General features: G+C 69.1%; 33 protein-coding genes and 1 pseudogene. 15 read left to right on the top strand and 19 right to left on the bottom strand.

Annotation, left to right across the window (positions count from 1 at the left end; all coding sequences use genetic code 11):
- The first annotated feature begins 103 nt into the window (after window positions 1-103).
- The 10 genes from OG883_RS34565 to OG883_RS34520 all read left to right on the top strand — a co-directional run bounded on the left by OG883_RS34565 (window position 104) and on the right by OG883_RS34520 (window position 5,516).
- The gene (locus OG883_RS34565) at window positions 104-412 is read left to right on the top strand and encodes a hypothetical protein (RefSeq protein ID WP_266550045.1); all 309 of its coding nucleotides are present in this window, start codon (window positions 104-106) and stop codon (window positions 410-412) included.
- Between the two features lie 54 nt (window positions 413-466).
- Window positions 467-664: a hypothetical protein gene (locus tag OG883_RS34560; RefSeq protein ID WP_266550042.1), complete on the top strand. Its 198-nt coding sequence runs from the start codon at window positions 467-469 to the stop codon at window positions 662-664.
- Complete coding sequence (locus OG883_RS34555; RefSeq protein WP_266550039.1) at window positions 664-852, top strand: hypothetical protein; 189 nt, start codon at window positions 664-666, stop codon at window positions 850-852. Before OG883_RS34560 ends, OG883_RS34555 begins: the two co-directional genes overlap by 1 nt.
- Window positions 853-863: 11 nt before the next feature.
- Window positions 864-1,367 carry a hypothetical protein gene (locus OG883_RS34550; protein ID WP_266550036.1) on the top strand — a complete coding sequence of 168 codons (504 nt, stop codon included), beginning with the start codon at window positions 864-866 and terminating at the stop codon, window positions 1,365-1,367.
- A 64-nt stretch (window positions 1,368-1,431) separates the two neighbouring features.
- Window positions 1,432-1,806, top strand: a complete 375-nt coding sequence (locus tag OG883_RS34545; RefSeq protein WP_266550033.1) for a hypothetical protein — start codon at window positions 1,432-1,434, stop codon at window positions 1,804-1,806.
- Window positions 1,803-2,162: a hypothetical protein gene (locus OG883_RS34540; RefSeq protein WP_266550030.1), complete on the top strand. Its 360-nt coding sequence runs from the start codon at window positions 1,803-1,805 to the stop codon at window positions 2,160-2,162. The genes OG883_RS34545 and OG883_RS34540 overlap by 4 nt, the downstream gene beginning before the upstream one ends.
- The gene (locus tag OG883_RS34535) at window positions 2,159-2,404 is read left to right on the top strand and encodes a hypothetical protein (protein WP_266550027.1); all 246 of its coding nucleotides are present in this window, start codon (window positions 2,159-2,161) and stop codon (window positions 2,402-2,404) included. Before OG883_RS34540 ends, OG883_RS34535 begins: the two co-directional genes overlap by 4 nt.
- Window positions 2,405-2,547: 143 nt before the next feature.
- Entirely contained in the window at window positions 2,548-2,787 is a 240-nt protein-coding gene (locus OG883_RS34530; protein ID WP_266550026.1) for a heavy metal-binding domain-containing protein, read from the top strand.
- A 164-nt stretch (window positions 2,788-2,951) separates the two neighbouring features.
- Window positions 2,952-4,268 (top strand): helix-turn-helix domain-containing protein, encoded by a 1,317-nt coding sequence (locus tag OG883_RS34525; RefSeq protein ID WP_266550023.1) that lies wholly within the window; start codon window positions 2,952-2,954, stop codon window positions 4,266-4,268.
- Between the two features lie 210 nt (window positions 4,269-4,478).
- Entirely contained in the window at window positions 4,479-5,516 is a 1,038-nt protein-coding gene (locus tag OG883_RS34520) for a tyrosine-type recombinase/integrase (RefSeq protein ID WP_266550020.1), read from the top strand.
- A gap of 78 nt (window positions 5,517-5,594) precedes the next feature.
- On the opposite strand, the gene OG883_RS34515 is transcribed toward OG883_RS34520, so the two are convergent.
- From OG883_RS34515 to OG883_RS34500, 5 genes are all read right to left on the bottom strand, one after another.
- The gene (locus tag OG883_RS34515; RefSeq protein ID WP_266550018.1) at window positions 5,595-5,912 is read right to left on the bottom strand and encodes a hypothetical protein; all 318 of its coding nucleotides are present in this window, start codon (window positions 5,910-5,912) and stop codon (window positions 5,595-5,597) included.
- Window positions 5,913-6,019: 107 nt separating this feature from the next.
- The gene (locus OG883_RS47045; protein WP_353963149.1) at window positions 6,020-6,256 is read right to left on the bottom strand and encodes a helix-turn-helix transcriptional regulator; all 237 of its coding nucleotides are present in this window, start codon (window positions 6,254-6,256) and stop codon (window positions 6,020-6,022) included.
- 332 nt (window positions 6,257-6,588) lie between these two features.
- Window positions 6,589-7,098: a hypothetical protein gene (locus tag OG883_RS34510; RefSeq protein ID WP_266550016.1), complete on the bottom strand. Its 510-nt coding sequence runs from the start codon at window positions 7,096-7,098 to the stop codon at window positions 6,589-6,591.
- Between the two features lie 198 nt (window positions 7,099-7,296).
- The gene (locus OG883_RS34505; protein WP_266553078.1) at window positions 7,297-8,382 is read right to left on the bottom strand and encodes a methyltransferase domain-containing protein; all 1,086 of its coding nucleotides are present in this window, start codon (window positions 8,380-8,382) and stop codon (window positions 7,297-7,299) included.
- A 16-nt stretch (window positions 8,383-8,398) separates the two neighbouring features.
- Window positions 8,399-8,545: a hypothetical protein gene (locus OG883_RS34500; RefSeq protein ID WP_266550014.1), complete on the bottom strand. Its 147-nt coding sequence runs from the start codon at window positions 8,543-8,545 to the stop codon at window positions 8,399-8,401.
- Window positions 8,546-9,062: 517 nt separating this feature from the next.
- On the opposite strand from OG883_RS34500, the gene OG883_RS34495 reads away from it, so the two are divergent.
- On the top strand, window positions 9,063-9,641 hold the full coding sequence (locus OG883_RS34495; protein WP_323181030.1) for a DUF5919 domain-containing protein: 579 nt from the start codon (window positions 9,063-9,065) through the stop codon (window positions 9,639-9,641).
- A 281-nt stretch (window positions 9,642-9,922) separates the two neighbouring features.
- Here the strand turns inward: OG883_RS34495 and OG883_RS34490 are convergent, their stop codons facing one another.
- The 13 genes from OG883_RS34490 to OG883_RS34430 form a co-directional block, all read right to left on the bottom strand.
- Window positions 9,923-12,091 carry a cell division protein FtsK gene (locus OG883_RS34490; RefSeq protein WP_266550008.1) on the bottom strand — a complete coding sequence of 723 codons (2,169 nt, stop codon included), beginning with the start codon at window positions 12,089-12,091 and terminating at the stop codon, window positions 9,923-9,925.
- A gap of 87 nt (window positions 12,092-12,178) precedes the next feature.
- Window positions 12,179-12,373, bottom strand: coding sequence for a DUF6257 family protein (locus OG883_RS34485; protein WP_266550005.1), 195 nt, complete (start codon window positions 12,371-12,373; stop codon window positions 12,179-12,181).
- Entirely contained in the window at window positions 12,366-12,683 is a 318-nt protein-coding gene (locus tag OG883_RS34480; RefSeq protein WP_266550003.1) for a hypothetical protein, read from the bottom strand. Before OG883_RS34480 ends, OG883_RS34485 begins: the two co-directional genes overlap by 8 nt.
- Window positions 12,684-12,764: 81 nt before the next feature.
- Window positions 12,765-13,067: a hypothetical protein gene (locus OG883_RS34475; RefSeq protein WP_266550002.1), complete on the bottom strand. Its 303-nt coding sequence runs from the start codon at window positions 13,065-13,067 to the stop codon at window positions 12,765-12,767.
- A complete protein-coding gene (locus tag OG883_RS34470; RefSeq protein WP_266550000.1) occupies window positions 13,064-13,543 on the bottom strand; it encodes a hypothetical protein in 480 nt (159 codons plus the stop codon). Before OG883_RS34470 ends, OG883_RS34475 begins: the two co-directional genes overlap by 4 nt.
- Before the next feature lie 51 nt (window positions 13,544-13,594).
- Complete coding sequence (locus tag OG883_RS34465) at window positions 13,595-14,125, bottom strand: hypothetical protein (RefSeq protein WP_266549999.1); 531 nt, start codon at window positions 14,123-14,125, stop codon at window positions 13,595-13,597.
- Window positions 14,122-14,382 (bottom strand): hypothetical protein, encoded by a 261-nt coding sequence (locus OG883_RS34460; RefSeq protein WP_266549997.1) that lies wholly within the window; start codon window positions 14,380-14,382, stop codon window positions 14,122-14,124. Before OG883_RS34460 ends, OG883_RS34465 begins: the two co-directional genes overlap by 4 nt.
- Window positions 14,369-14,683: an HNH endonuclease gene (locus OG883_RS34455; RefSeq protein ID WP_266549994.1), complete on the bottom strand. Its 315-nt coding sequence runs from the start codon at window positions 14,681-14,683 to the stop codon at window positions 14,369-14,371. The genes OG883_RS34460 and OG883_RS34455 overlap by 14 nt, the downstream gene beginning before the upstream one ends.
- Entirely contained in the window at window positions 14,683-14,868 is a 186-nt protein-coding gene (locus tag OG883_RS34450; protein WP_266553075.1) for a hypothetical protein, read from the bottom strand. Before OG883_RS34450 ends, OG883_RS34455 begins: the two co-directional genes overlap by 1 nt.
- Window positions 14,869-14,873: 5 nt before the next feature.
- Complete coding sequence (locus OG883_RS34445; RefSeq protein ID WP_266549991.1) at window positions 14,874-15,236, bottom strand: hypothetical protein; 363 nt, start codon at window positions 15,234-15,236, stop codon at window positions 14,874-14,876.
- Window positions 15,233-15,406: a hypothetical protein gene (locus tag OG883_RS34440; RefSeq protein WP_266549989.1), complete on the bottom strand. Its 174-nt coding sequence runs from the start codon at window positions 15,404-15,406 to the stop codon at window positions 15,233-15,235. The genes OG883_RS34445 and OG883_RS34440 overlap by 4 nt, the downstream gene beginning before the upstream one ends.
- On the bottom strand, window positions 15,403-16,149 hold the full coding sequence (locus OG883_RS34435; RefSeq protein WP_266549986.1) for a hypothetical protein: 747 nt from the start codon (window positions 16,147-16,149) through the stop codon (window positions 15,403-15,405). The genes OG883_RS34440 and OG883_RS34435 overlap by 4 nt, the downstream gene beginning before the upstream one ends.
- 112 nt (window positions 16,150-16,261) lie before the next feature.
- Window positions 16,262-16,711 carry a hypothetical protein gene (locus tag OG883_RS34430; protein WP_266549983.1) on the bottom strand — a complete coding sequence of 150 codons (450 nt, stop codon included), beginning with the start codon at window positions 16,709-16,711 and terminating at the stop codon, window positions 16,262-16,264.
- A 207-nt stretch (window positions 16,712-16,918) separates the two neighbouring features.
- On the opposite strand from OG883_RS34430, the gene OG883_RS34425 reads away from it, so the two are divergent.
- The 3 genes from OG883_RS34425 (at window position 16,919) to mug (ending at window position 19,308) form a co-directional block, all read left to right on the top strand.
- Window positions 16,919-17,122, top strand: coding sequence for a hypothetical protein (locus OG883_RS34425; RefSeq protein WP_266549981.1), 204 nt, complete (start codon window positions 16,919-16,921; stop codon window positions 17,120-17,122).
- Between the two features lie 195 nt (window positions 17,123-17,317).
- Window positions 17,318-18,760, top strand: a complete 1,443-nt coding sequence (purB, locus tag OG883_RS34420; protein ID WP_266549979.1) for an adenylosuccinate lyase — start codon at window positions 17,318-17,320, stop codon at window positions 18,758-18,760.
- The gene (mug, locus tag OG883_RS34415; protein ID WP_266553073.1) at window positions 18,757-19,308 is read left to right on the top strand and encodes a G/U mismatch-specific DNA glycosylase; all 552 of its coding nucleotides are present in this window, start codon (window positions 18,757-18,759) and stop codon (window positions 19,306-19,308) included. The genes purB and mug overlap by 4 nt, the downstream gene beginning before the upstream one ends.
- A 111-nt stretch (window positions 19,309-19,419) precedes the next feature.
- Here mug and OG883_RS34410 read toward each other — a convergent pair whose 3' ends face one another.
- On the bottom strand, window positions 19,420-19,857 hold the full coding sequence (locus OG883_RS34410) for a hypothetical protein (protein WP_266549977.1): 438 nt from the start codon (window positions 19,855-19,857) through the stop codon (window positions 19,420-19,422).
- 34 nt (window positions 19,858-19,891) lie between these two features.
- Here OG883_RS34410 and OG883_RS34405 point away from each other — a divergent pair.
- A pseudogene (locus OG883_RS34405) lies at window positions 19,892-20,200 on the top strand (DNA-binding response regulator); the annotation flags it as partial.
- Window positions 20,201-20,231 lie beyond the last annotated feature (31 nt).

Genomic DNA, 20,231 nt, shown 5'->3' with positions numbered 1-20,231 from the left:
TCACCCCAGCTCAAGCGTCCCACCAATCGTCTCAAGGCAAAACAGCAGGTCGGAGCCAATAGTCCCAACAATCTCAACAATTCCCCTTTACGTAGGAGACACCGTGACCACATCCACCGTCATCGCCCTGGGCGACGACCGCGACACCAAGTACATCGTGCAGACCATCCCCGTCAGTACCGGCAAGTGCAGCCACGGGCACGGCAGTTGCGGCAAGCCCGGTGTCATCGCCGTCCGCAACACCATCGACCAGCAGCACCCGACCGAGGTCAGCACCTATCGGGTCACTGTGTGCGCCGAGCACCAGGACGGCGCCGCCCATATGCACGCGGTCTGGGTGGCCAGCGCCCGCGAACTGCAGGACCCCGTCAAGAACGCCGAGTTCCTCGCCAGCGCCGGGGTGACCGACTGATCCGCACGCAAGCGCCGAGCCCGGCACCACCCAGCATCCATCAAGGAGAAGCCCGTGACCGACACCCGCCGGCTGTACCAGCGTCCCCTCGCCAGAGCCCACGCCCTCGCCGAACAGTGGGCCGACGACCAGACGCCCATCACCCGCGCCGAAGCCGCCCGCCAGCTGCTCGAGGCCATCAACCCGGACGGCTGGACCGAGACCGACCAGCCCACCGCCGGCCTCACCCTCGTACCCGCGGAGGTCCCGTGATGGACGTCAACGACGTCGTACAGGAACGCATAGCCGCCGCCCGCCGGAAGGCCGAGAACGACAAGCGCCGCCGCGAAGAACTCGCCGCAGCCCGCAAGCGCGGCCTCGCCTACCGGCACGCCCAGAAGCTCCGCAACCTCGCCAACAGCCTCAACAACCAAACCCTCGCCGCATCCGGCGCCCACTGAAGGAGATCCCCATGCACAACGCATTCAGCTTCACCGTCGGCGGACGTCGCGTCGAACTCCCCTCCCTCGAGCACGTCCCCCCGAAGCTCCGCACCTCCCTCGAGAAGGCCCTCGAAGCCCGCGAAGCCATCGACACCGCCCGCAAGGCCGAAGAGACGTGCGGCCACGGCACCGGCCCCAAGCGCGCCAAGTACGAGACCGCCGTCACCGAGGCGCGCGAAAAGGCCGAAGCCGCCTTCACCGCCGCCGCCGACACCGCCAACGCCACCGCAGGCGAGTGGGTCACCTACTGCGACGACGGATACCGGGCCGCGATGATCGAGTTCGAGAAGGCCCGCGAGACCGCAGCAGCCGCGCTTGAGAAGGCCGCCGGCTTCGCCCGGGTCAAGCCCATCGCGACCAGCAAGCCCTACGCCCTCGCCGTCGACCGCCGCCTGAACGGCAAGGCCGTACCCACCCTCAGCTTCATGGCCGGGCAGCTCCGCGAGTTCAACGCCCCCGGCATCGACGACTAGCCACCCCGGCCGGGCCTCGAGACGGGGCCCGGCCCTCGCCGCGACCACGAGGGGACGACCGCCGATGTCCACAAATGACCTGCAGAAAAAAGATGAGGCCGCGCTGCTCCTCGCCCGCGGCATGACCTCCGACAAGGTCGGCGAACAGGTCGGCGTGACCGGGCGCACGGTCCGCCGGTGGCGCGAAGACCCCGACTTCGAGGCCGACGTCCGCAGCGCGCGTACCGCCCTCCTCGGCGAAGCCGTCGCAGCATTGGGAGCGGCAGCCGGCGACGCCATCGTCGTACTCCGTTCCGCTCTCACCGACGACTCCGTCAACGTCCGCATCCGCGCCGCCACGGTGCTCATCGGCGCGCTGCCCAGCTTCAGCGAGCACGCCGAACTAGACGCCCGCCTCACGGCCATTGAGACGGCTCTCGAGAAGGGACAAGCCGCATGAAGGGACGCAGCATCCGAGCCCGCCTCGACCGGCTCGCCGAGCAGGTCACCATCCTCGGGCCGGAGCAGCCCGAGTGCCGGTACCACGGCCAGGCCTGCCAACTGGGCGCAGCCTGGCCGCTGCCGCTGCTCGACCAGGACAGGGAACTGCAGCAGATGATTCGCGCCGCACGGATCAAGGCTCGCAAGCCCGTTGACTTTCCCGAGCTGGCCGACCCGCTCACCACCGACATCCACGAAGCGCTGTCGCCCGAGGAGCGGCAGGAGCGGCGGCGCGAGGCTCAGCAGCTGCTCGCCGAAGCCAAGGCCCGAGTCGCAGTCGAAGAGGCCGAGATCATCAACGGAGGAATCGTATGAGCAGCGAGCAGAAGACCCGGCCGGCTACAGCCGCGGAGAAGTTGGCGGCACGCGCCCGGGGCGAGGAGATCCCTGAGCTGATCGTGCTGCCGAGCGTGTCCTCGAGTGAGCAGCACCTGGCCCGTATGCGGGAGCGCCGTGCGGAGCCGGAGCGCAGGCCGCCGGGGGTGAGTACCGCGGATTGGTTCGCACGGCACTATCAGCCGCAGGACGAAGACGAGGGGCCGGACGACGCGGCCTGAACCATCTCGAGCGCCCGGCTGGTCACCACGACGGCCGGGCGCAGCCATGTACGGGTGTACCGAATGGATACCCCATCTGCCGGGGCTGCTCATACGGCCCAACTGCACTCGCTGCACCTCGGGCCCTGCTCGAAGCTGAGGCTATGGACCTGTACACAACCGATGCGATCCCCGTCTCCAGCAGTCCCCCTATCCGTAAGGCGTGGCTCGTTTCCGCACGGGACCAAGTCAGTGACGAACACGCCGTGTCGGCACTCGAGGAGCGGGCGGCCTCGGAAGGGGCCGACGCCATCGTTGGCCTTCGGATCGCCATGTCGCAGTCGGAGAGCGACAGGGGCTTCGGATGGACGTTCCTGGCCTACGGCACCGCGGTCAAGCGCTAGGGGCATTGATCGCCGTCCGCAACCCAAGGGGTCTAACCGCATAGGGGATGCGTTTTCCTGCCCCTGACCTGCGGGTTAGGTGGCCTGATGGCACCCGTATGGCACGATTTGGCGGACAGGGAAATGCCGAGACGCGGCCAGAGGTGCGCTCCTATGCTGGCGCGATGGCCAGCACATGGACCCGCATTCACCAGGAACTCGGCGTTCCGCCCGGCCCTCTCACCTACGAACTGGTCGCGCAAGCCGCAGCCGACATCGACGGGGAGCGGGATGATCTCGACTGGAAGCGCGACCTTCCGAAGAAGGCTGAACCCGGCGAATGGAACGAGTTTGCGAAAGACGTCGCCGCGATGGCAAACGCCCGCGGCGGCCTGCTGATCTATGGCGTTCGCAACGACCGCACCATCACAGGTGTTGACCCCCAGGCGGTCAACACCGAACACCTGCACAAGTGGCTGCGAGCCAACACCCAGCCCTACGTGGCCGGCGTCGACGCGTACACGCAATCGTCGGCTGACGGCAGCAAGACCGTCCTTGTGGTCGACGTGCCCGCGAGCGCCATGGCGCCCCACTTTGTGCTGGGGAGCTCGCAGCGGGACAGGCAACTGCAGGCCTTCGCTGTTCCCTTCCGGTACTCAGACCACACGGGGTGGCTCGCCGAACACGAGATCGACCGGGCCTACCGGGACCGCTACGCCCGGCAGGCCGCAGCCGACGAGGCCCTGGAGCGGCATCTTGAGCACGCCCGCGAGGTGGTCCTGACCGGCGACCCGTCGGTCGCATGGCTGATCGTCGTATCGCGGCCTGCACGGCCCATCCCCCCGCTCGTGCCGTCCCCTGCCCGGCACGAAGCAAATGACGTCTTGAGTGCCGCGCTCAGAACCGCAGCCGACATACAGGGGGAATTCCGTACTCCGGGGCTGATGCGTAGCACCCTCGTCGGAAACCCTCAGGTCGGTCTACAACGGTGGGTTGAGGGCAACTTCCTGCATCCGTTCAAGGGGCCGCTCCCAAAGGGTCGGTTGCTGATGGTGGAGCTGCACCACGACGGGACGGTCGTGTACGCCGTTGACGTATCCAGTTTCGTGCTCGCTAAGAACGCCGGACCGAATACTCCGAATGTCGCGCCATATCTTCCGGTGGAATCCCTGGTTGTGCAGGTCGGCGTGTGCGAAGCGGTGGCCCTGGCGCACGAGTTCAGGATGGCCCGCCGCATCGACAGCAGTACCGACCTCACCGCTGTGGTCACCTGCAATCCGGAAGCTCATAGACGCGGCAGTCAGCCCTTCGCCGGGTTCGCGCCAGTCCTCGAGAGAAACGGGTTCATGGACGTGCCCTCGGGCGCCCGGTGCCCGACAAAGCTCCTTCCCGCAGGTTCCGAGCTGCCTCCGGCACCGGATTCGGCGGCCCTTCGCGACTGTGCTCAGTCGCTCTCCGCCGGCGTTCTGAATCAGCTCGGCATCGAGTCCATCTTCATCTGACCTTGCGCGCCGATGCCCCGCCCTTGGCGCTGTTCGGGGGCGGGGCGTCGGCGCACCAGTGCAAGCAGCCAGTGAGCACGGATAAGACGCCTCAGCGGTACGCGCGGGCACCGACAGCCCGGATTCCGGCCGTTGCCCTAGGGCAACACTCTGGCTCCTGATAATCTTTATTCTCTGGAGTTAGAACGCGACTGTATCGAGGGGGAGTTCATGACCGACATCGAGCGCTACGAAGCGGCACCCGCGCCAGTTCGACGCCAGCTGTCGCCGGAAGCGCAGGCCGCCCTCGCCGCTGGCCGCGCTGACTCCACGCGCCGCGCCTACCGGCAGGACCGCGAGGCGTTTGTCGCCTGGTGCGCAGCCCGCGGAGAGCGGCCGGTACCCGCGACGCAGGATCTCCTCGTCGAGTACGCCACGCACCTGACCCTGACGCCGCGCCCCCGCACCGGCCGGCCCGCCTCGCCGAGCTCCATCGAGCGGGCCCTGTCCGCCATCACGACCATGCATGCCGAACTCGCCCAGCCCCGACCTGAGACGAAGGGCGCCCGTACCGTCCTCGCCGGCTACAAGCACCGGCTCGCCGAGAACAAAGGCCCCGGGGCCAGGCAGCGCCAGGCGAAGGCCGCCGTGCCGACCGCGCTACGGCAGATGCTCGCCACCCTCGACCGGGACACGCTCATCGGGAAGCGAGACGCCGCCATGATGCTCCTCGGCTACGCGGGAGCGACCCGGTCCTCGGAGCTGGTCGGCCTCGACATTGGCGACCTCGTCGAGTGCGAGGAAGGTTTCATGGTCCAGATCTACCGGGTGAAGATGAAGGCCTTCACGGACACGGCCGTGCCCTACGGCAAGAACCCAGGGACCTGCCCGGTACGCGCGGTGCGCGCGCTGATCGCGGCCTTGCGCAAGTCGGGCCGTGCCGACGGACCGCTGTTCGTTCGCATCGACCGACACGGCCGCATCGCCCCGCCGATGATGCGCCACGGCAAGCCGATCGGTGACCCGTCCGGCCGACTCACCCCCGACGCAGCGTCCGATGTCATCGAGCGGCTGGCTGATGCGGCTGGCATGCAAGGGCGTTGGCGCGGCCACTCCCTGCGCCGGGGTTTCGCGACCGCGGCGGTACAGGGAGGGGCGACGATGCTCCGCACGGCGCGGCAAGGCGGCTGGGCGGACAACTCCACTTCCCTCGCCCGGTACTACGAGGCCGGCGACCCTTGGGAGGACAACCCCGTCACGGGACTGTGAGCCTCAACTGGCTTCCCTGAAGGAAGTATGTCGCCGAAGGGTCCGCACTGATGCGGACCCTTTCGTCATGCGCGCCGACTATCGGCCTGGCTTCCAGTCGGTGTCGAGGATGGCGGCGTGCACGGCAGCGACGATCATTGTGATGGCGAGGACTCCGCCAACCCAGTTCCCGGGATTTCCAGTCAGTGGCTGCCCGAGCATGCCCACGGGATAGATGATTCCCGCGTAGATCGCTGCCGGAGCGAAGCTGATCACGCCCTTCTTTGCCGCGATGAAGAACAGTGCCGGTGCAAGCAGTCCGGCCGACAGCACGACGGCCACCACCCATTTCACCTTGTGGGCGCTGCTCTCATACATGCGGGCTCGGATCGGCGCATTGATGTACGGGTTGGCCATGAAGTCCCCCTCAGGATTCGTGGGGAGACAGCGTGACGCGCTGGCCTCAGGTGCGAGGAGTCTTTGGGTGAACCTCGCCGCAGGACTGCCGGCCCCTGCTATGGCATTCAGGCGGCCTCGGTGCGGCGCGGGTGGTCGCGGCCCGCATCGTTGACCGCGGCAGCCAGCAGCACGACCCTTTCGACTTCGTCGACCTCTAGCAGCCCCGCGAGGCAATGAGCTACCGATACGGACGGGCACCGCTCCCCGGCCTCGAGATGCGCCAGGTAGCCAGGGGATAGGCCAGCCTGCCGGGCGAGCTCCCGCAGGCCTAGCCCCGCCAGCTCCCGCGCTTGCCGCAGCATCGGGCCGAGCTCTGGCGACGGCATGCGCCTCACTCGGATCTCAACCACCACAACCCCCCAAGGGTGACGAATCAAAGGTCATAGTCAAGTATCACCTTTGAATCAATGGTCGCGGTGGGCCCTTGGATCTACACTCCAACCAGGATTAGCGCGGGTCGGCGCACAGGTAGCCCAGGCAGGGCACAACGGACCCACCGGTCACCGCAGACGAAGCTGCCTACGACCGGGCAATAGCTTGCCTCAAGACCAAGAAGCAGAGCGTCAAGGTCACGGTCGACCTGGACACCCGGCAGGCGGCCGACCATGTAGTAGCCGTCGGCGGCTCCATGAGCTCAACTCAACGAGGCGGCGAACTTCCCCTGCTCCGCTTCATCGGAACCGATGGAGATCTTGCCACGGTGAGACACCTCGACCTGGTAGATCTTGCTCCCCTTCGGGACATCCGGAACCGACACAGGGAACGCGCACGCCAGGGTGAATCCCGAGCCGGAGTACTTCGGCTCCCCCAGCGAGCCAGTAGCCACGACCTTGCCGGCCGCGTCGTAGACCGTGACCGCAGCCCCGGGAATGATGTCCGAATAGCCGCCCAGGCCGCGGCAGCCCCCGGTGCTGGGGCGACCGATCTCGCTACCGCCGCCGACCAGGGTCATGGTGCCCTTCAGCTCGAACGCATCGGTTGCGCCCCAAGTGGACGCGGAGACGGCCCAGACGCCGCCCACAATCCCCGCACCGACAGCGACGCCAGCAAGGCCGCTCAACAGCCAAGCAGGCCGCCGATGCTGCGGCTTCTGGTCAGGGGTGTGGTCAGGCATTGCGGGCACAGGGGCCTCGTTGGCAGACATTCATGGATGGTGACAGAGGCACACAACGTGGGTGCCGCTGTAACCAGTTCGTGACGGAGTGAAGTGTCATGCCCAGGCGCACAGGCGGCGCGTGTGCTCCACCCCGGGCCCGAGAACGTCGACCAGACGGCATCTGGGACTGACGAAGCCCCGGCCTGTCCGCGACGGGGGACGCAGACAGACCGGGGCTGGCTTTCTCTATGCGGCGGGCTGGACCCTGGTGCGTGGCTCACGCAGCCACACGTGCTGACCGTCCGCGTCCACGGTCAGGCCGAACTCTTCGGCGTCGGGCGAGTCGAGCGCGGCGTACTCCAAGAACACCTGCTCGATCTCCTCCCACAGGTTCCCGGCGCCGTACTGCCAGACGTCCTCGCCCGTGGCTGCGGTCGCTGCCGAACCGTCCCGGCGGCTGGCCCACACCTGAACGTGACCGGGCTTCTCGCTGTGCCACATCGACACACCGGGCAGGCGGGCCCCGGCGTACAGCGCGAACCCGAGGGTCAGCATCCCCGCCGGATCCGGCCCACCCTTCCGAGAGCGGGCAGTCGACGAGTCGACCGGCGCCCCGGCGCCCAGACGGTGCGAGCGCATCGGCATGTACGACGCTCCGCCACGGAACGGGCCCGACGCAATGCCGTCCCCCTGGACAGTGAGCTGGACCAGGGCGCCGCTCCAGAAGTCGCGGGCGATCGGCGAGACGATGACGCCACCCGGCCGGACCTGCTCGACGAAGCCCCGCGGGATGTGCCGCAGAGCGCACGTAGCGATGAGTCGGTCGAAGGGCGGCACGCCTGGCCACCCTTCCTCGCCGTCCCCGCACCGCAGCTGCGGCATGTAGCCGGCGGCGTGCAGGTTGCTCGCCGCAAGCTCTGCCAGGGCGGGGTCCAGTTCGACGCTGTACACGTTCTGCTCGCCGAGCCGCTCAGTCAGCAGCGCAGCGACATACCCGGATGCTGTGCCGATCTCGAGGACGCGATGCCCGTCCTCGATCTGCAGGTGGCCGAGCATCTTCGCCACCATGGACGGCTGGCTGTTGGACGAGGTGGCCACACCGGGCCCCCCCTCGGCGCCGTCGTCGATCTGGATGACGACCGGCTCGTCACTGTGCACCAGCTCTAGCCAGGCGGCGTGCGAGGTGATGGGCTCGCACGCCTCGGGGGCCTGGCGCCAGATGTGCTCGGGGATGAACAGGTCGCGGGGCACGGCGGTGAACACCTGGCGCCACCGGTCGTCGAGGAGCCCGCGGCCTGCCAAGCCTTGGACGAGGTCGGCGTATCCCTGCATCTGTGCGGTGTCCACGTCAGCCGCCGATGTATCGGCCGCCGCTGCCGTCCGGGGAGGGCGGCGTGGGCGGAGGGGTCCACGGCTTGATCGGCGCGGGCTTGCCGCCGTGCTTGCCGTCGTCGGCCGCTTCGGCCGGGGTGTGGTTGGGCTGGGCCGTGGTCATGAGCCTCACTCCAATTCGATGTCGGGCGAGCTGACGACGATCAGGCGGTACTGCCGTCTCACGACTGGCGGCAGCGCGGGCACCGGCACGGCGGGTACATCATCGAGCCGGGAGGGATGCTCCCCCCTTCGGGGAGCTCGATCGCTGCGCTCTCCGGTTCACCGAGCGCGATGCCGTCGCGCGATGCCATCAGATCTCTGAGCGTCTCCCTGGCGGGTGACTTCTCGACTGCCTGCCTGTCCGTCATACCCCAAAGGTGGTGCACCCGTTGGGACGTTTCTACGGACGCGGCACAGACGGCTGGGCCGCTTCGGCGCTATCGTCCTAGAAAGCCGAAACGTCCTCGGGGGACTCCTTGAACACAGTCCTGCGCGATGCTATGGCCGGTGCAAACATGACTGTCGGCCGACTCGCTCGTACAGTCGGCGTGACGGTTAAGACGGCCGAACGGTGGTTATCCGATCCGTCACGGGTCCCCCATCCACGGACCCGCGCTGACGTACAGGTCGCGTTGGGAGTGAGCGCAGAGGTGCTGTGGCCGAAGGCCGTGCGGTCGGCCGTGAAAACGGGGCCGGACCGCGAGATCGTGGCGGCGTACCCCTACCGCAACGCCTGCCCAACCTCGGTGTGGGCCTCCCTGATAGACGGCGCATCGCAGTCCATCACCTTCGCCGGCTACACCAACTACTTCATTTGGCAGGAACACTCGCGTCTCGGCGACCGCCTGCGGCGTAAGGGCGAGGACGGCTGCCAGGTGCGTTTTATCGTCGGCGATCCCGAGTCGGAAGTGACGCGGCGCCGCGAGGAGATCGAGGGCGTGCCGCTCACGGTGAGCACCCGTATCCGCATCACCCTGGATGCACTGGAGAAGATCCGGGAGGCGCCCGGCCTGCAGGCCCGGTATAGCGACGAGCACATTGCCCTCAGCGTCTTCGCGTTCGACGATCAGATGCTGGTGACGCCCCATATCTCGAACCTGCTCGGGCACGAGTCGCCGATGCTGCACCTGCGGCGCCTCGGCGAGGATGGCCTGTACGACCGGTTCGCGTCCCACGTGACGGCACTGTGGGAGACCGGGCGCCCCGTCTGGTCCTGAACGCACGAATGCGCCCCCTGCCACCCGAAGGTGAGAGGGGGCGCTGCTGTCCGGCCGCCTCTACCGGGCGCCGGCGTCGCGGGTGCTTATCCATGCGTGGTGATGCCCACGCCGGAATGGGCGGGGGCTACAGGATCGGGCCCACGGGAGGGATCCGGGCGTAGGGCTCAGACCCCTCTACGGGCCTCTACTTCGCAGGTCAGGCCCCTCTACAGGGGGGATCTACCGCCGTAGAGGGCTCCCGCTACTTCCGGGCCCCCATCGGACCCGTCCGTGCGGGCCTAGTTGGGGGTCTCGGTAGAGGGAGGGGGCTCTACCGCCCGCGCGGCGAGGAGCAGTTCCTCGGGCACGGCCGCCTCCAGATCGGCCCGCCGGTACCCGGCAAGATTCTTGCCCTTGATGTTGATCTGCTTCGTGGTCCGCTTGACCCCGGCGCTGTCCAGCTCCGCGGCAAGCTTGTCGAGATCCCAGTCCCCGTACCGGTCCTCGTCGGCGTTGACCAGGCGGGCGAGCAGGTCGACGGAGTGCATCCGGTCCGAGTGCCGCATCACGTCGAGCGCGTCGGACAGCACGGGGTCGATGGTGAGGCCGGCCAGTCCGGCAGCTGCCGCGACGTCCCCGGACGCATCCCCGGTGATCTGTCCCAGAGGCTCGCGCAGGGCCCGCCCCTTGAGGCACAGGGCGTTGAACTCGGCCGTGGTGAGCAGGTCGTTCTTCACCGTGGCGTGCGACGCCGGCCCGGTCACCAGCACGGTCACGCCCTTGTGGTCCTCGGACAGCAGCGAGGCGTCGGCGCCCATGGCGGCCTTGCCCGAGCCGAGGACCATGTCGCTGCTCGTCTTGTCCGTGACCTGGGTGCAGCAGCGGATGGTGATGATCTCCCGCAGCTTGGTCGGCACGCTCTTGGCGTCCGGGCGCTGGCTCGCATAGTTGCTGATGAACCCGGCGGCCGGCCCGCGGCGAGCGAGGCGCCCGAGGTCGTCGACGATCTCCTCGCGCACCTTGTCGTCGACGGCGAGGAAGCATTCCTGCAGCTCGTCGACCGTGATGAAGATGAACGGCAGCTTGTACTTCTCGATGATGGCCGGGGTGAGCTTCCCCTCGGGGCAGATGGACGTCGGCAGGCCCCGGAGCAGGGTGAACCGGCGCTCCATCTCGGCCAGCAGTTCCTTCAGCATCGCGATGAACGCGGCGATCGCGTCATCCTCGGCACCGAGGACCAGGCGGTGCGCGACGTGCCGCATCCCCATCCAGTCCTGCCCGCCCTTGAAGTCGGCCACGTAGTGCCGCACCCACGGGTCGAGCAGGCCCGCCGCCGTCATCAGTCGCTGTGTGAACGTCTTGCCCCTGCGGGGCAGGCCACCGAAAAACATCGACTGCCACACGACCGGTACGGCGATGCGGTTGCCGCGCGCATCCTGCCCGAACGGCACCGGCTCCCAGATGGAGAACCGCTCCAGCTTGGCCAGCGGCGACGGGGTCGGCTCCGCCAGGTAGGGGTCATCGTCCGCAACCCACATCGACACGCGGCCGGCGTTGCCACCCTTGGCCGCACGCACGCGGGACGCGATGACCTGGATCTCGTCTACGCCGAGCTCCTGCGCGATGACTTCCCGCTTCGCGAGCACGTCGGATGCGGTCTTACCGCCTCCTCGGGGCATGTCGAAGATCACCGCCCAGCCGCGGCCGTCACGTACCGGGCCCATGACGCAAGACACCCGCGGACCGTCCTCGTCGCCCTTGCCGCTTTTCAGGAGGCCGGCGGCGCGCAACGCGTCGTTGAGCTGCTGCGCAGACATGTCCACCTTGATCGGCGGCACGCCATGGTCGAGCAGGTGCGTCTCCTTGCCGCGCCCCAGGTACGCCAGCGGGGTCACCATGGCCGTTGTCATACCGGTCTGCAGCAGCGGGTCGGCCAGCATGAGGCCGGTCGCAGCCGCGGCGACACCCACGGCCGCGGCCCCGAACCGCCAACGGCGGGTCTCGGTACGGGCGGCGTGCGCCAGCTGCAGCCGCACTCCCAGCTCTACGTCCTCGGGTCGGGCCTTGCACTGTGCCCGCAGCGCCCGGATGGCCGCCGTGTGGTCCTGCGCGGACAGGGTGGGCCACATGCCAACCGTCGCCCGGTAGAACCCGCGTGCAGCCAAAAGGACCGTCTTCACCAGGTACTTGGGGGCACGGAGCCCGTGGTAGCGGGTGTGCCACCAGGTAAGCCGGCCGAACGCCTGGACGTTCGCCAGGATGGATGCCTTCGAGCGGGCCCATGCGGGGAGAACGGGCGCGTCCGGCACGGTCAGCCAGTCCGCCAACGGGTTGTCAGGGCGGTCGACCGCCTCGACAACCTCGGGCACGACCGGTGCCGGGGCCGCGGGGGCTTCCTCGGCAGGCTTCAACAGGTTCAGCTTCGTCACTGCGTGCCCGTTGACCGGGCCCGCCAGGGTTTCCGTCATGCTGGTCTCTCCTGCTCTCTGCTGAGTGGCGGGTGGCCCGGGGCGGCCGGACTTCCTTGGCCGGTGTACGGCCGCCCCGGGGCGTAGCTACTTCCTGGCTTTGGCTTCGCGTTCCTCGCGCTTGCGGGCGCCCTCGAGGACGCGTTCGACCTTGCGCTGTAGGTCGCCCTGGTAGACGTCGCCGGTGGGGGAGTTGCTCGCGGCGAGCCCGCGCTTGGCCATCCGTGCGACGAGCCAGGCAACCTTGGTCTTCTCGCCGGCGGTGAGCTTCGGCTCAGCCATTGGAGCCGCCGCGGACCTGGTCGAGGCGGCTCGGGGTGCCGGCGGGGGCGTGCTCGTCGATGTCCCGGAGCAGCGCCTCGATGTGCCGGAGGTTGCGGACGGCCTCTGCGTAGTAGTCGTCGAGGGTGAGGTCCTGCTCGTTGCGTGCGGCGTCGGCGATCTGGGCGGGGGTCGTGCCGGCGGTCCGCGCGGCGGTCTTGGCCAGGTCGGCATTGGCGACGGTCCACGCGTCCGGGGCCGGGCTGGCCTTCAGCTTCGCTGTGGCGTCGACGACCCAGGCGGCGGCGTCCTGCTGGCTCTTCTTGGACATGACGGTCTCCTGTCGTTGTGGGGCTGGGCTGTCCGGCCCCTCCGCACCCCCACGGGCAGGCCGTGGAGGACGGAGGGACCGTCAGCGGCCCTTCTGGAAGTCGCGCCACATGGAGCGCAGGACGAGGACACAGATGGTCAGAGCCACCGCGGAGATCGCGACGGCTACGGCGGACACGGCGACGGTGAGCAGGAAGACGGATCCGCCCACCCCGATGCCGATCCACTTCCCGGCACTGCCCGACGACTGCTGTACGGGCGCCGGCGGGGCTGCCTGCTGCTGGGTGAGCTGCTGTGCCTGCAGTACCGCCTTGATGAACGCCAGGTGCTCCGAGTTGCTGGCCGCTTCGACCGCATCCTTGGCAGCCTTCTCCAGATCGCTCATGACGCCACCTCCGGCCACACGAGCGCCGGCCACTGCTGCTTGGGAGGCTCCGCCTCGCGCTGCTCGTCGAGGCGGGCGAACACCTTCTTCACATACGAGGTGCTGCGGGTGGACTGACGGGCCGTGTCGGCAACTGAGGTGCCCATCACCCAGCACGCCCGGATGACATTCGCCGCCGCTTCGGTCGGCAACCGATCCGCTGGTTCGTCGGACACCTCCTCGTCGTCGTCGAGCGCGGGGACCACGGCGGGCCACACCTTGCGGTCACCGCAGATGACCAGCCGCTTCACGGGCGCCGCAGCAATCGCGGGCACCGGCTCCTCGAGCGCGGTGTCGGTCACCTCGGGCAGGGTGTCCACGGACACCTCGACACGCTCGATGACCGTCTCGACGGCAGGCTGCGGGGTGCCGACGCTGAGCATGTCCGCCAGAGCTGCGTCAGCGCCCTCACGGAGCCGCTCGCGCTGCACCTGCACCAGGTGCGCGCCCAGCTCCGCATCACCCTCACCGACGCGTGCGGCCAGCCGTCACGACGCGCGCAGCGACCGCTTACGGGCCCGCTCGCTCGGATGGTTCGCCGCACGGGCACGGTGATACGCCAGCCGCTGCACCGTATCGGCATTCCGCCGCTGCACCTCCATGTCCATCCCCGTGCGGTGCACCACGATCCGGCGGGCCAGCAGGCCGATACCTTCAGCCGAGGCAGACATTGCCATCGGCGTCATGCCGTAGACAACAGCCTCGGTACCGCTGTCGGCGACCACGATGCCGGTCAGCGCAGCGGCGATCGGAGCCAGCCACAGACCGGCCCGCACCGGCGTCGGGGCCGACTGGCCCAGCATCGTCAGCCCGACCATGACCAGCGCCAGGACCAGAGTCACGCCCTCGCCGGCCGCGACCACACCGAGCGCGGTAGCCGCCCGGCCAAACTCGGTCACGATGTTGGTGTACGTGCCCCACCCGCCGGCGACACCAGCCCCGATCATGGGGGCGGTGGCGGCGACCAGGACGACCTTCTGCCCTCGGGTCAAACGGGCCTGCGGTTCGCTGGCGCTCATCGTCGGCCCCCTTTCTGATCATCGAATCCGGAGTAGTCGCCGGGCGGATAGACGTAGTTGGAGAGGGCGCCTTCGGCAGCCACGACCGCGGCCCCTGCTAGCGATGCGGCGAGAGCGGCGCCGGAGTGCCCGTTGTCGGCGAGGGTGTCGGCGAGCATCGCCGCGCCCTGGGAGGCCCGGCGAGCCGAGGCGGGCGACCCGTCCCCGTTCGTCATGGCGCTGTACAGGGCGTCGCGCGCCCGGTCACGCAGTCCCATGACGGCCCCCGCCCTGGCAGGCAGCCCGCCATACGGGACTGGTGCGCACCTTGCAGAGCAGGACCACGGCCACCGTGTACGGCAGCCGGTCGGCCTTCGCCGTGTTGCAGGACGAGCAGGCCAGCACAAGATTCCACTGACGCCCGGTCTTCCACGCGCTGTACGGGATGTAGTGGTCGAACGTCGGCCGGCGGTTCTCGGTGAACGGGGCCCGGCAGTAGAAGCACCACCAGCCGCAGCCCTTCCGCGACGCCAGCCGCTCGGCCAGGCGAGCACGATTCTTCGAGTTGATGCGCGCCATCACTCGCCCACCTCCCCGCCGAGGCGGGCGATGGCGTGGGCGAACAGGTTCATGCCGTGCTGGTCGTCGATGGCCGTTGCCACGACCAGGTGAGAGAAGAGGGCGGGTACCGGGGGGAGCCGCCGCTCCGACCGGTCCACAGCGCGTAAGGCTGCGTGCTCGGTCGGGCGACGGATCGGCCACATGCTGCTCACTGGCCTGCCTCCTCGATGGCCGCGGCCAGGCGCGCCCGCAGCTCGGGAATCGTCACCGCGGCGAACGTCGCCAGCCGGGCCGCCAGCTGCTGCAGGTCGTCCTGGTCGTACTCGTGCTCACCGCCGGCGAACTCGACCGCCACGAACGGCACTCGGCCGAGAATGCTGTACGGCCACTGGCACAACTGGCCCGACGCCAGCACCTCGCCCTCGAGGAACACCTCGAGCGGCTGGCCGTTGTGGCTGATGTCCGAGCGGGCCCCGCCCGCCGGGTGCACGCCCGTGCACCAGGACGACTCAGGCAGCGTCACCGGGCCGTGGTCGCTCGTCTGCACCGTGACGGTGCGGCCGGGGCTCACGGGGTCTCCTCGGTCGTCAGCTCGATGACGGTCAGAGCGGCGCGCATCGTGCTGCGCAGGTCGCCGATGTGGCCGGCCAGGTCACGGACGTAGGTCGTCGACTGGAGCCTCTCCTGTAGCGCATCGACGAGGAGTCGCTGCACCAGGGCCAGAGCCTCGGACTCGTTCACGCCGCACCGCCGGCGCGGTTGAAGAGGCGCACCGTGCGGGCCTTGTGACGCAGCCGCGCGGCGAACGCCACCAGGTCGTCCGCCAGTTCCTCGGCCATGTCCGGCGTCACGTAGGCGTCCGTCGACGCGCCGTCGTTGATGACGATGTGCGCGGCCCTCAGACGCCGGTCACTCGCCGCCGGGTCCGAGGCGATGGTGGCGTAAATCTCGGAGTGAGCGGTGTCGTCGTCGGTGAGGGTCAGCACCTGCAAGACGTCCGCGTCCGAGTAGTGCATGACGTCCTCGAGGCAGCCCTCGCGGTCGCTGTGGTCGACGACGCACCACTCGGGGCACTCGATGTAGACGACCTGGGCGCGGCCGGACGGGCCGACCTTCGCGGGCACCAGGCGGGTCAGCTTGCGGTCGGCGAGGTACTCCGGGTCGAGCGACTCCGGCAGGATGTGGTGCCGCCTGATGACGGTGTGCGCGAACTCCAGCGCCTCCGCCAGGTCGCTGTCCGGGCCGACGTGGAAGACGTAGCCGCCGGCCTCGTCGCGCCCGAAGTCGGTCGTGGTGTCGCCCTCGCCGCGGTCGCGGATCGCCAGCTTGATGCCGTGCGCGGTGAGGAGGGCCTCCAGCTTGCTGCTCGCGGTCCGCTCGGTGGCGGTCGGCTGCTTCGGGATGCCGGGGAGGGTTCCCTCGACCGGGTACGGCGTGACGATCGAGCCGGACGGCTTGACGTAGGACGGTACGGTTTCGTACATGGTCGACTCCTTGTTGCTGAAGGGTCTGACCCAGGCCCCGGGCCGGTGTTCGTAGCACCGCCCGGGGTCGTCCCGTTTCTGTACGGGACAGGTCAGGGATGGGACTTGATGACTAGGCGGCGACCAGCTCGGCCGCGGTCTCGTCCTCGTCGGCGGCGGCCAGGCGCTCGACCTTGAGGGACGGGGCGGCCGACTTCATCGGCACCGGGCCCAGACCGAGGCGCTTGTACGTGGCGCGGATCTCGTCGAGGTCGGCGGTCTGACGGTTCGAGATCACCCGGGACACGAGCCACGCGCCGTAGCGGCCGGCGGGCAGACGGTCCAGCAGCTTCTTCGCGGCGCGCTTGCCGCGGTCACCCGCACGGGCCAGCTCGGCGGCCTTGCTGTACTGCCCGGCTGCGGCCTCGATGTCCTCGATGGCGGGCATCTCGTCGGCCTCGTACAGGCCGGCCTGCTCGGCAGCGATGGCCTCGGCGGGGGCGTCCGACGCGAGGACGTTGCTGGCAATGTCGAATGCGGCGGAGGCGAGGCGGCCGGCCTGGCGGATGAGGGACTTGATCACAGCGAGCTCCTGGTTGCTCAGGTGTTCCGTGAGACCCGCAGTCGGTGTTCGTAGCACCGCCGGGGCCAGCTTGCGCCAGCTGGTTTCCCTGCCGACACCTCAACTCTAGGGAACATCGTGTTCCCTTGTCAACGCGTCCGACCTAGGCAATTACGCCTCAGATAGGTAACATCAAGTTCCATGGATGCGAATGGAACACTAAGTGCCATGGATAAGCGATCACTGGAACACCTGGCAGGCCGCTTCAGAGAGGCCGAGACCCGGACCAGGATTCTCAGGCTCGAGCTGGCCGCAGCGATCCGACAGGCGGACGCGGACGGTGTCCTGCAGAAGGACATCTGTGAGGCAACCGGGTACACGCGCCAGCAGGTCCGCCGGATCGTTCAGGCGGAGGACGAGACCGCCGAGTAACCGCCGGCCAGGCCCCGGAACGCGAAGAAGCCCGCCATCGTGGCGGGCTTCAGCTGTATGCGGCGGGCGCTGACGCGTCTCACACCTGTCTCACAGACTGCGCGTGATGAGCTGTCCGGAGAGCCCCTGAACTGGCCTCCCTGGACTATATGGACGTTCAGTGGCCGCCCTGGGCGGCGGGTAAGCTCTACTCACGTGACTGCTGTGTCTGCGAAGCCTCGCATCCCCAATGTCCTGGCCGGCCGCTACGCCTCTGCGGAGCTCGCCGTCCTGTGGTCCCCCGAGCAGAAGGTCAAGCTGGAGCGTCAGCTCTGGCTCGCGGTACTGCGCGCCCAGAAGGACCTCGGCATCGACGTGCCCGAGGCCGCCCTCGCCGACTACGAGCGGGTCCTCGACCAGGTCGACCTGGCCTCGATCGCCGAGCGCGAGAAGGTCACCCGCCACGATGTGAAGGCCCGCATCGAGGAGTTCAACGCGCTGGCGGGCCATGAGCACGTCCACAAGGGCATGACCTCGCGCGATCTGACCGAAAACGTCGAACAGCTCCAGATCCGCCTCTCGCTGGAGCTGATGCGCGACCGCACGGTCGCCGTGCTCGCCCGTCTTGGCAAGCTCTCCGCCGAGTACGCCGAGCTGGTCATGGCAGGGCGGTCGCACAATGTGGCCGCGCAGGCCACCACGCTCGGCAAGCGTTTCGCGACCGCGGCCGACGAGCTGCTGGTGGCGTACGGACGGCTCGAGGACCTGCTGGCCCGCTACCCGCTGCGCGGCATCAAGGGCCCGGTCGGCACCGCACAGGACATGCTCGACCTGCTGGGCGGGGACGCGGCGAAGCTCGCGGAGCTGGAGAAGCGCATCGCCGGGCATCTGGGCTTCGCGCACGCCTTCACCTCGGTCGGCCAGGTCTACCCGCGATCGCTCGACTACGACGTGGTGTCCGCGCTGGTGCAGCTGGCCGCCGCGCCCTCCTCCGTCGCCAAGACGATCCGGCTGATGGCCGGGCACGAGCTCGTGACCGAGGGCTTCAAGCCCGGTCAGGTCGGCTCCTCCGCGATGCCGCACAAGATGAACACCCGCTCCTGCGAGCGTGTCAACGGCCTGATGGTCATCCTGCGCGGCTACGCCTCGATGACGGGCGAGCTGGCGGGCGACCAGTGGAACGAGGGCGATGTCTCCTGCTCGGTGGTCCGCCGGGTGGCGCTGCCCGATGCGTTCTTCGCCTTCGACGGCCTGCTGGAGACGTTCTTGACGGTGCTCGACGAGTTCGGCGCGTTCCCCGCCGTCGTCGCCCGTGAGCTGGACCGCTACCTCCCCTTCCTCGCCACGACCAAGGTCCTGATGGGTGCGGTGCGCGCGGGCGTCGGCCGCGAGGTGGCGCACGAGGCCATCAAGGAGAACGCGGTCGCCTCGGCGCTGGCGATGCGTGAGCAGGGCGCCGAGCGCAATGAGCTGCTCGACAAGCTCGCCGCGGACGAGCGGATCCCGCTGGACCGGGCGCAGCTGGACGCGCTGATGGCCGACAAGCTGTCGTTCACCGGCGCGGCGGGCGACCAGGTGGCGGCGGTGGTCTCCCGGATCGAGGAGATCGCCAAGCAGCACCCGGAGGCTGCGGGCTACACCCCGGGGTCGATCCTCTGACCCCCGACGAGCTCGAAGCCGCCCGCGACCGCCTCGTCCCCGATGTCGTCGCGGGCGGCCTGTCCGTGCTCTTCTGCGGTATCAACCCCGGGCTGATGTCGGCGGCGACGGGGCATCACTTCGCCCGCCCCGGCAACCGGTTCTGGCCGGTGCTGCATCTGTCGGGCTTCACTCCGCGCCGCCTGGCGCCCGCGGAGCAGGACGAGCTGCTCACCTACGGTCTCGGCATCACGAACGTGGTGGCGCGGGCGACCGCCCGCGCCGACGAGCTCGGCGACGAGGAGTTCCGCGCGGGCGGAGAGCTTCTGCGGGCCAAGGTGGAGCGGCTACGGCCCCGATGGCTGGCGGTCGCCGGGGTGACGGCGTACCGCACGGCCTTCGGCGACCGCGCGGCGCGGATCGGGCCGCAGGAGCGCACGATCGGCGACACCAGGATCTGGGCGCTTCCCAATCCCAGCGGACTCAACGCGCATTGGACGGCGCAGACGATGGCCGAGGAGTACGGCAGGCTCCGCGCGGCGGCGGAGGCCGACGCAGACCCCGTGTAGGTCACCGGCCCGCCCGGTGGCCGGTCCCCGGGCCGATCACCGCTCGGGGTTCGGGCCGGGCCGGGTGTTCTCGCTGGTCCCCCCGGCCGGGGGCTCAGCGAGATCCCCGCGCTAGGGCGGGTCGACCTCTGTCACCACGGTCACCAGCCGGAACGCGAGCTCCGTGTCCCACTGCGCGACACCTACGGCGATCCAGCGGCCCTCTCTCCTCCAGATGCGGAGATACGGGATGCTGTTGCTCAGTTCGTACCAGGGCTCCGGTATCTCTTCCCCCTCCATGCCCCGGATCAGCACGCCGGCGAGGCTGAACATGTCCGCCACGCCCCAGCGCTCGCCGAGCAGCACCGCCAGTGCCTCGCACTCCGCTTCGTACTGCTCCGCCACCTCGGTCCGTCGGCTGCCGCCGTCGTCCAGGAAGTCCTCGCTGGTACGGAGCTCGGCGAGGTGGTAGCCCGGGCCGCTGGTGACCACGCCCGATCTGCCGCGCTCCGCAGGGAAGGCGCGGACGCGCAGCAGGTCGATGATGTCGAGATGCCGTGCGATGGTCATGCAGTCAGTAAACCTGCCACCACTGACAATTGGCGACGCGTACGTGTACGAGGCGCTGCGCGCCGGGGCCGACGGATTTCTGCTCACGCCGCCCGGCCGGCCGAGCTCGTCCACGCTGTGCGACTGGTGGCGAGGGCGAGTCACTGCTGTTCCCCGCTTCGGTGCGGGAGTGGTCCTGCGGCTGATGGCCAAGGGGCTTTCCGACGCGGGAGGTTGGGGCCCAGCTCGTCGTCGGCACCGAGACGGTGAGAACGCATGTCAGCAGCGTGCCGGCAGAGTTGGGCGCCCGGGACCGCGGGAGGTCATCGCCGCATACGAGTCCGGATTCGTGGCCCCGGCATGAATTCCGCACGCCCCGGACACCGCTCGCCGCG

Source organism: Streptomyces sp. NBC_01142, assembly GCF_026341125.1.
In the GTDB taxonomy this organism is placed as follows: domain Bacteria; phylum Actinomycetota; class Actinomycetes; order Streptomycetales; family Streptomycetaceae; genus Streptomyces.
Note: the sequence above shows the minus strand (reverse complement) of the source record. Positions and strands in the feature narration are given on the sequence as shown.

What these genes read in the sequence shown, in the direction of transcription:
- OG883_RS34555 (WP_266550039.1), top strand. Translation starts at nt 664, where the DNA reads ATGGACGTCAACGACGTCGTACAGGAACGCATAGCCGCCGCCCGCCGG.
- OG883_RS34550 (WP_266550036.1), top strand. Translation starts at nt 864, where the DNA reads ATGCACAACGCATTCAGCTTCACCGTCGGCGGACGTCGCGTCGAACTC.
- OG883_RS34545 (WP_266550033.1), top strand. Translation starts at nt 1,432, where the DNA reads ATGTCCACAAATGACCTGCAGAAAAAAGATGAGGCCGCGCTGCTCCTC.
- OG883_RS34540 (WP_266550030.1), top strand. Translation starts at nt 1,803, where the DNA reads ATGAAGGGACGCAGCATCCGAGCCCGCCTCGACCGGCTCGCCGAGCAG.
- OG883_RS34535 (WP_266550027.1), top strand. Translation starts at nt 2,159, where the DNA reads ATGAGCAGCGAGCAGAAGACCCGGCCGGCTACAGCCGCGGAGAAGTTG.
- OG883_RS34530 (WP_266550026.1), top strand. Translation starts at nt 2,548, where the DNA reads ATGGACCTGTACACAACCGATGCGATCCCCGTCTCCAGCAGTCCCCCT.
- OG883_RS34525 (WP_266550023.1), top strand. Translation starts at nt 2,952, where the DNA reads ATGGCCAGCACATGGACCCGCATTCACCAGGAACTCGGCGTTCCGCCC.
- OG883_RS34520 (WP_266550020.1), top strand. Translation starts at nt 4,479, where the DNA reads ATGACCGACATCGAGCGCTACGAAGCGGCACCCGCGCCAGTTCGACGC.
- OG883_RS34515 (WP_266550018.1), bottom strand. Translation starts at nt 5,912, where the DNA reads ATGGCCAACCCGTACATCAATGCGCCGATCCGAGCCCGCATGTATGAG.
- OG883_RS47045 (WP_353963149.1), bottom strand. Translation starts at nt 6,256, where the DNA reads ATGCTGCGGCAAGCGCGGGAGCTGGCGGGGCTAGGCCTGCGGGAGCTC.
- OG883_RS34510 (WP_266550016.1), bottom strand. Translation starts at nt 7,098, where the DNA reads ATGTCTGCCAACGAGGCCCCTGTGCCCGCAATGCCTGACCACACCCCT.
- OG883_RS34505 (WP_266553078.1), bottom strand. Translation starts at nt 8,382, where the DNA reads ATGCAGGGATACGCCGACCTCGTCCAAGGCTTGGCAGGCCGCGGGCTC.
- OG883_RS34500 (WP_266550014.1), bottom strand. Translation starts at nt 8,545, where the DNA reads ATGACCACGGCCCAGCCCAACCACACCCCGGCCGAAGCGGCCGACGAC.
- OG883_RS34490 (WP_266550008.1), bottom strand. Translation starts at nt 12,091, where the DNA reads ATGACGGAAACCCTGGCGGGCCCGGTCAACGGGCACGCAGTGACGAAG.
- OG883_RS34485 (WP_266550005.1), bottom strand. Translation starts at nt 12,373, where the DNA reads ATGGCTGAGCCGAAGCTCACCGCCGGCGAGAAGACCAAGGTTGCCTGG.
- OG883_RS34480 (WP_266550003.1), bottom strand. Translation starts at nt 12,683, where the DNA reads ATGTCCAAGAAGAGCCAGCAGGACGCCGCCGCCTGGGTCGTCGACGCC.
- OG883_RS34475 (WP_266550002.1), bottom strand. Translation starts at nt 13,067, where the DNA reads ATGAGCGATCTGGAGAAGGCTGCCAAGGATGCGGTCGAAGCGGCCAGC.
- OG883_RS34465 (WP_266549999.1), bottom strand. Translation starts at nt 14,125, where the DNA reads ATGAGCGCCAGCGAACCGCAGGCCCGTTTGACCCGAGGGCAGAAGGTC.
- OG883_RS34460 (WP_266549997.1), bottom strand. Translation starts at nt 14,382, where the DNA reads ATGGGACTGCGTGACCGGGCGCGCGACGCCCTGTACAGCGCCATGACG.
- OG883_RS34455 (WP_266549994.1), bottom strand. Translation starts at nt 14,683, where the DNA reads ATGGCGCGCATCAACTCGAAGAATCGTGCTCGCCTGGCCGAGCGGCTG.
- OG883_RS34450 (WP_266553075.1), bottom strand. Translation starts at nt 14,868, where the DNA reads ATGTGGCCGATCCGTCGCCCGACCGAGCACGCAGCCTTACGCGCTGTG.
- OG883_RS34435 (WP_266549986.1), bottom strand. Translation starts at nt 16,149, where the DNA reads ATGTACGAAACCGTACCGTCCTACGTCAAGCCGTCCGGCTCGATCGTC.
- OG883_RS34425 (WP_266549981.1), top strand. Translation starts at nt 16,919, where the DNA reads ATGGATAAGCGATCACTGGAACACCTGGCAGGCCGCTTCAGAGAGGCC.
- OG883_RS34410 (WP_266549977.1), bottom strand. Translation starts at nt 19,857, where the DNA reads ATGACCATCGCACGGCATCTCGACATCATCGACCTGCTGCGCGTCCGC.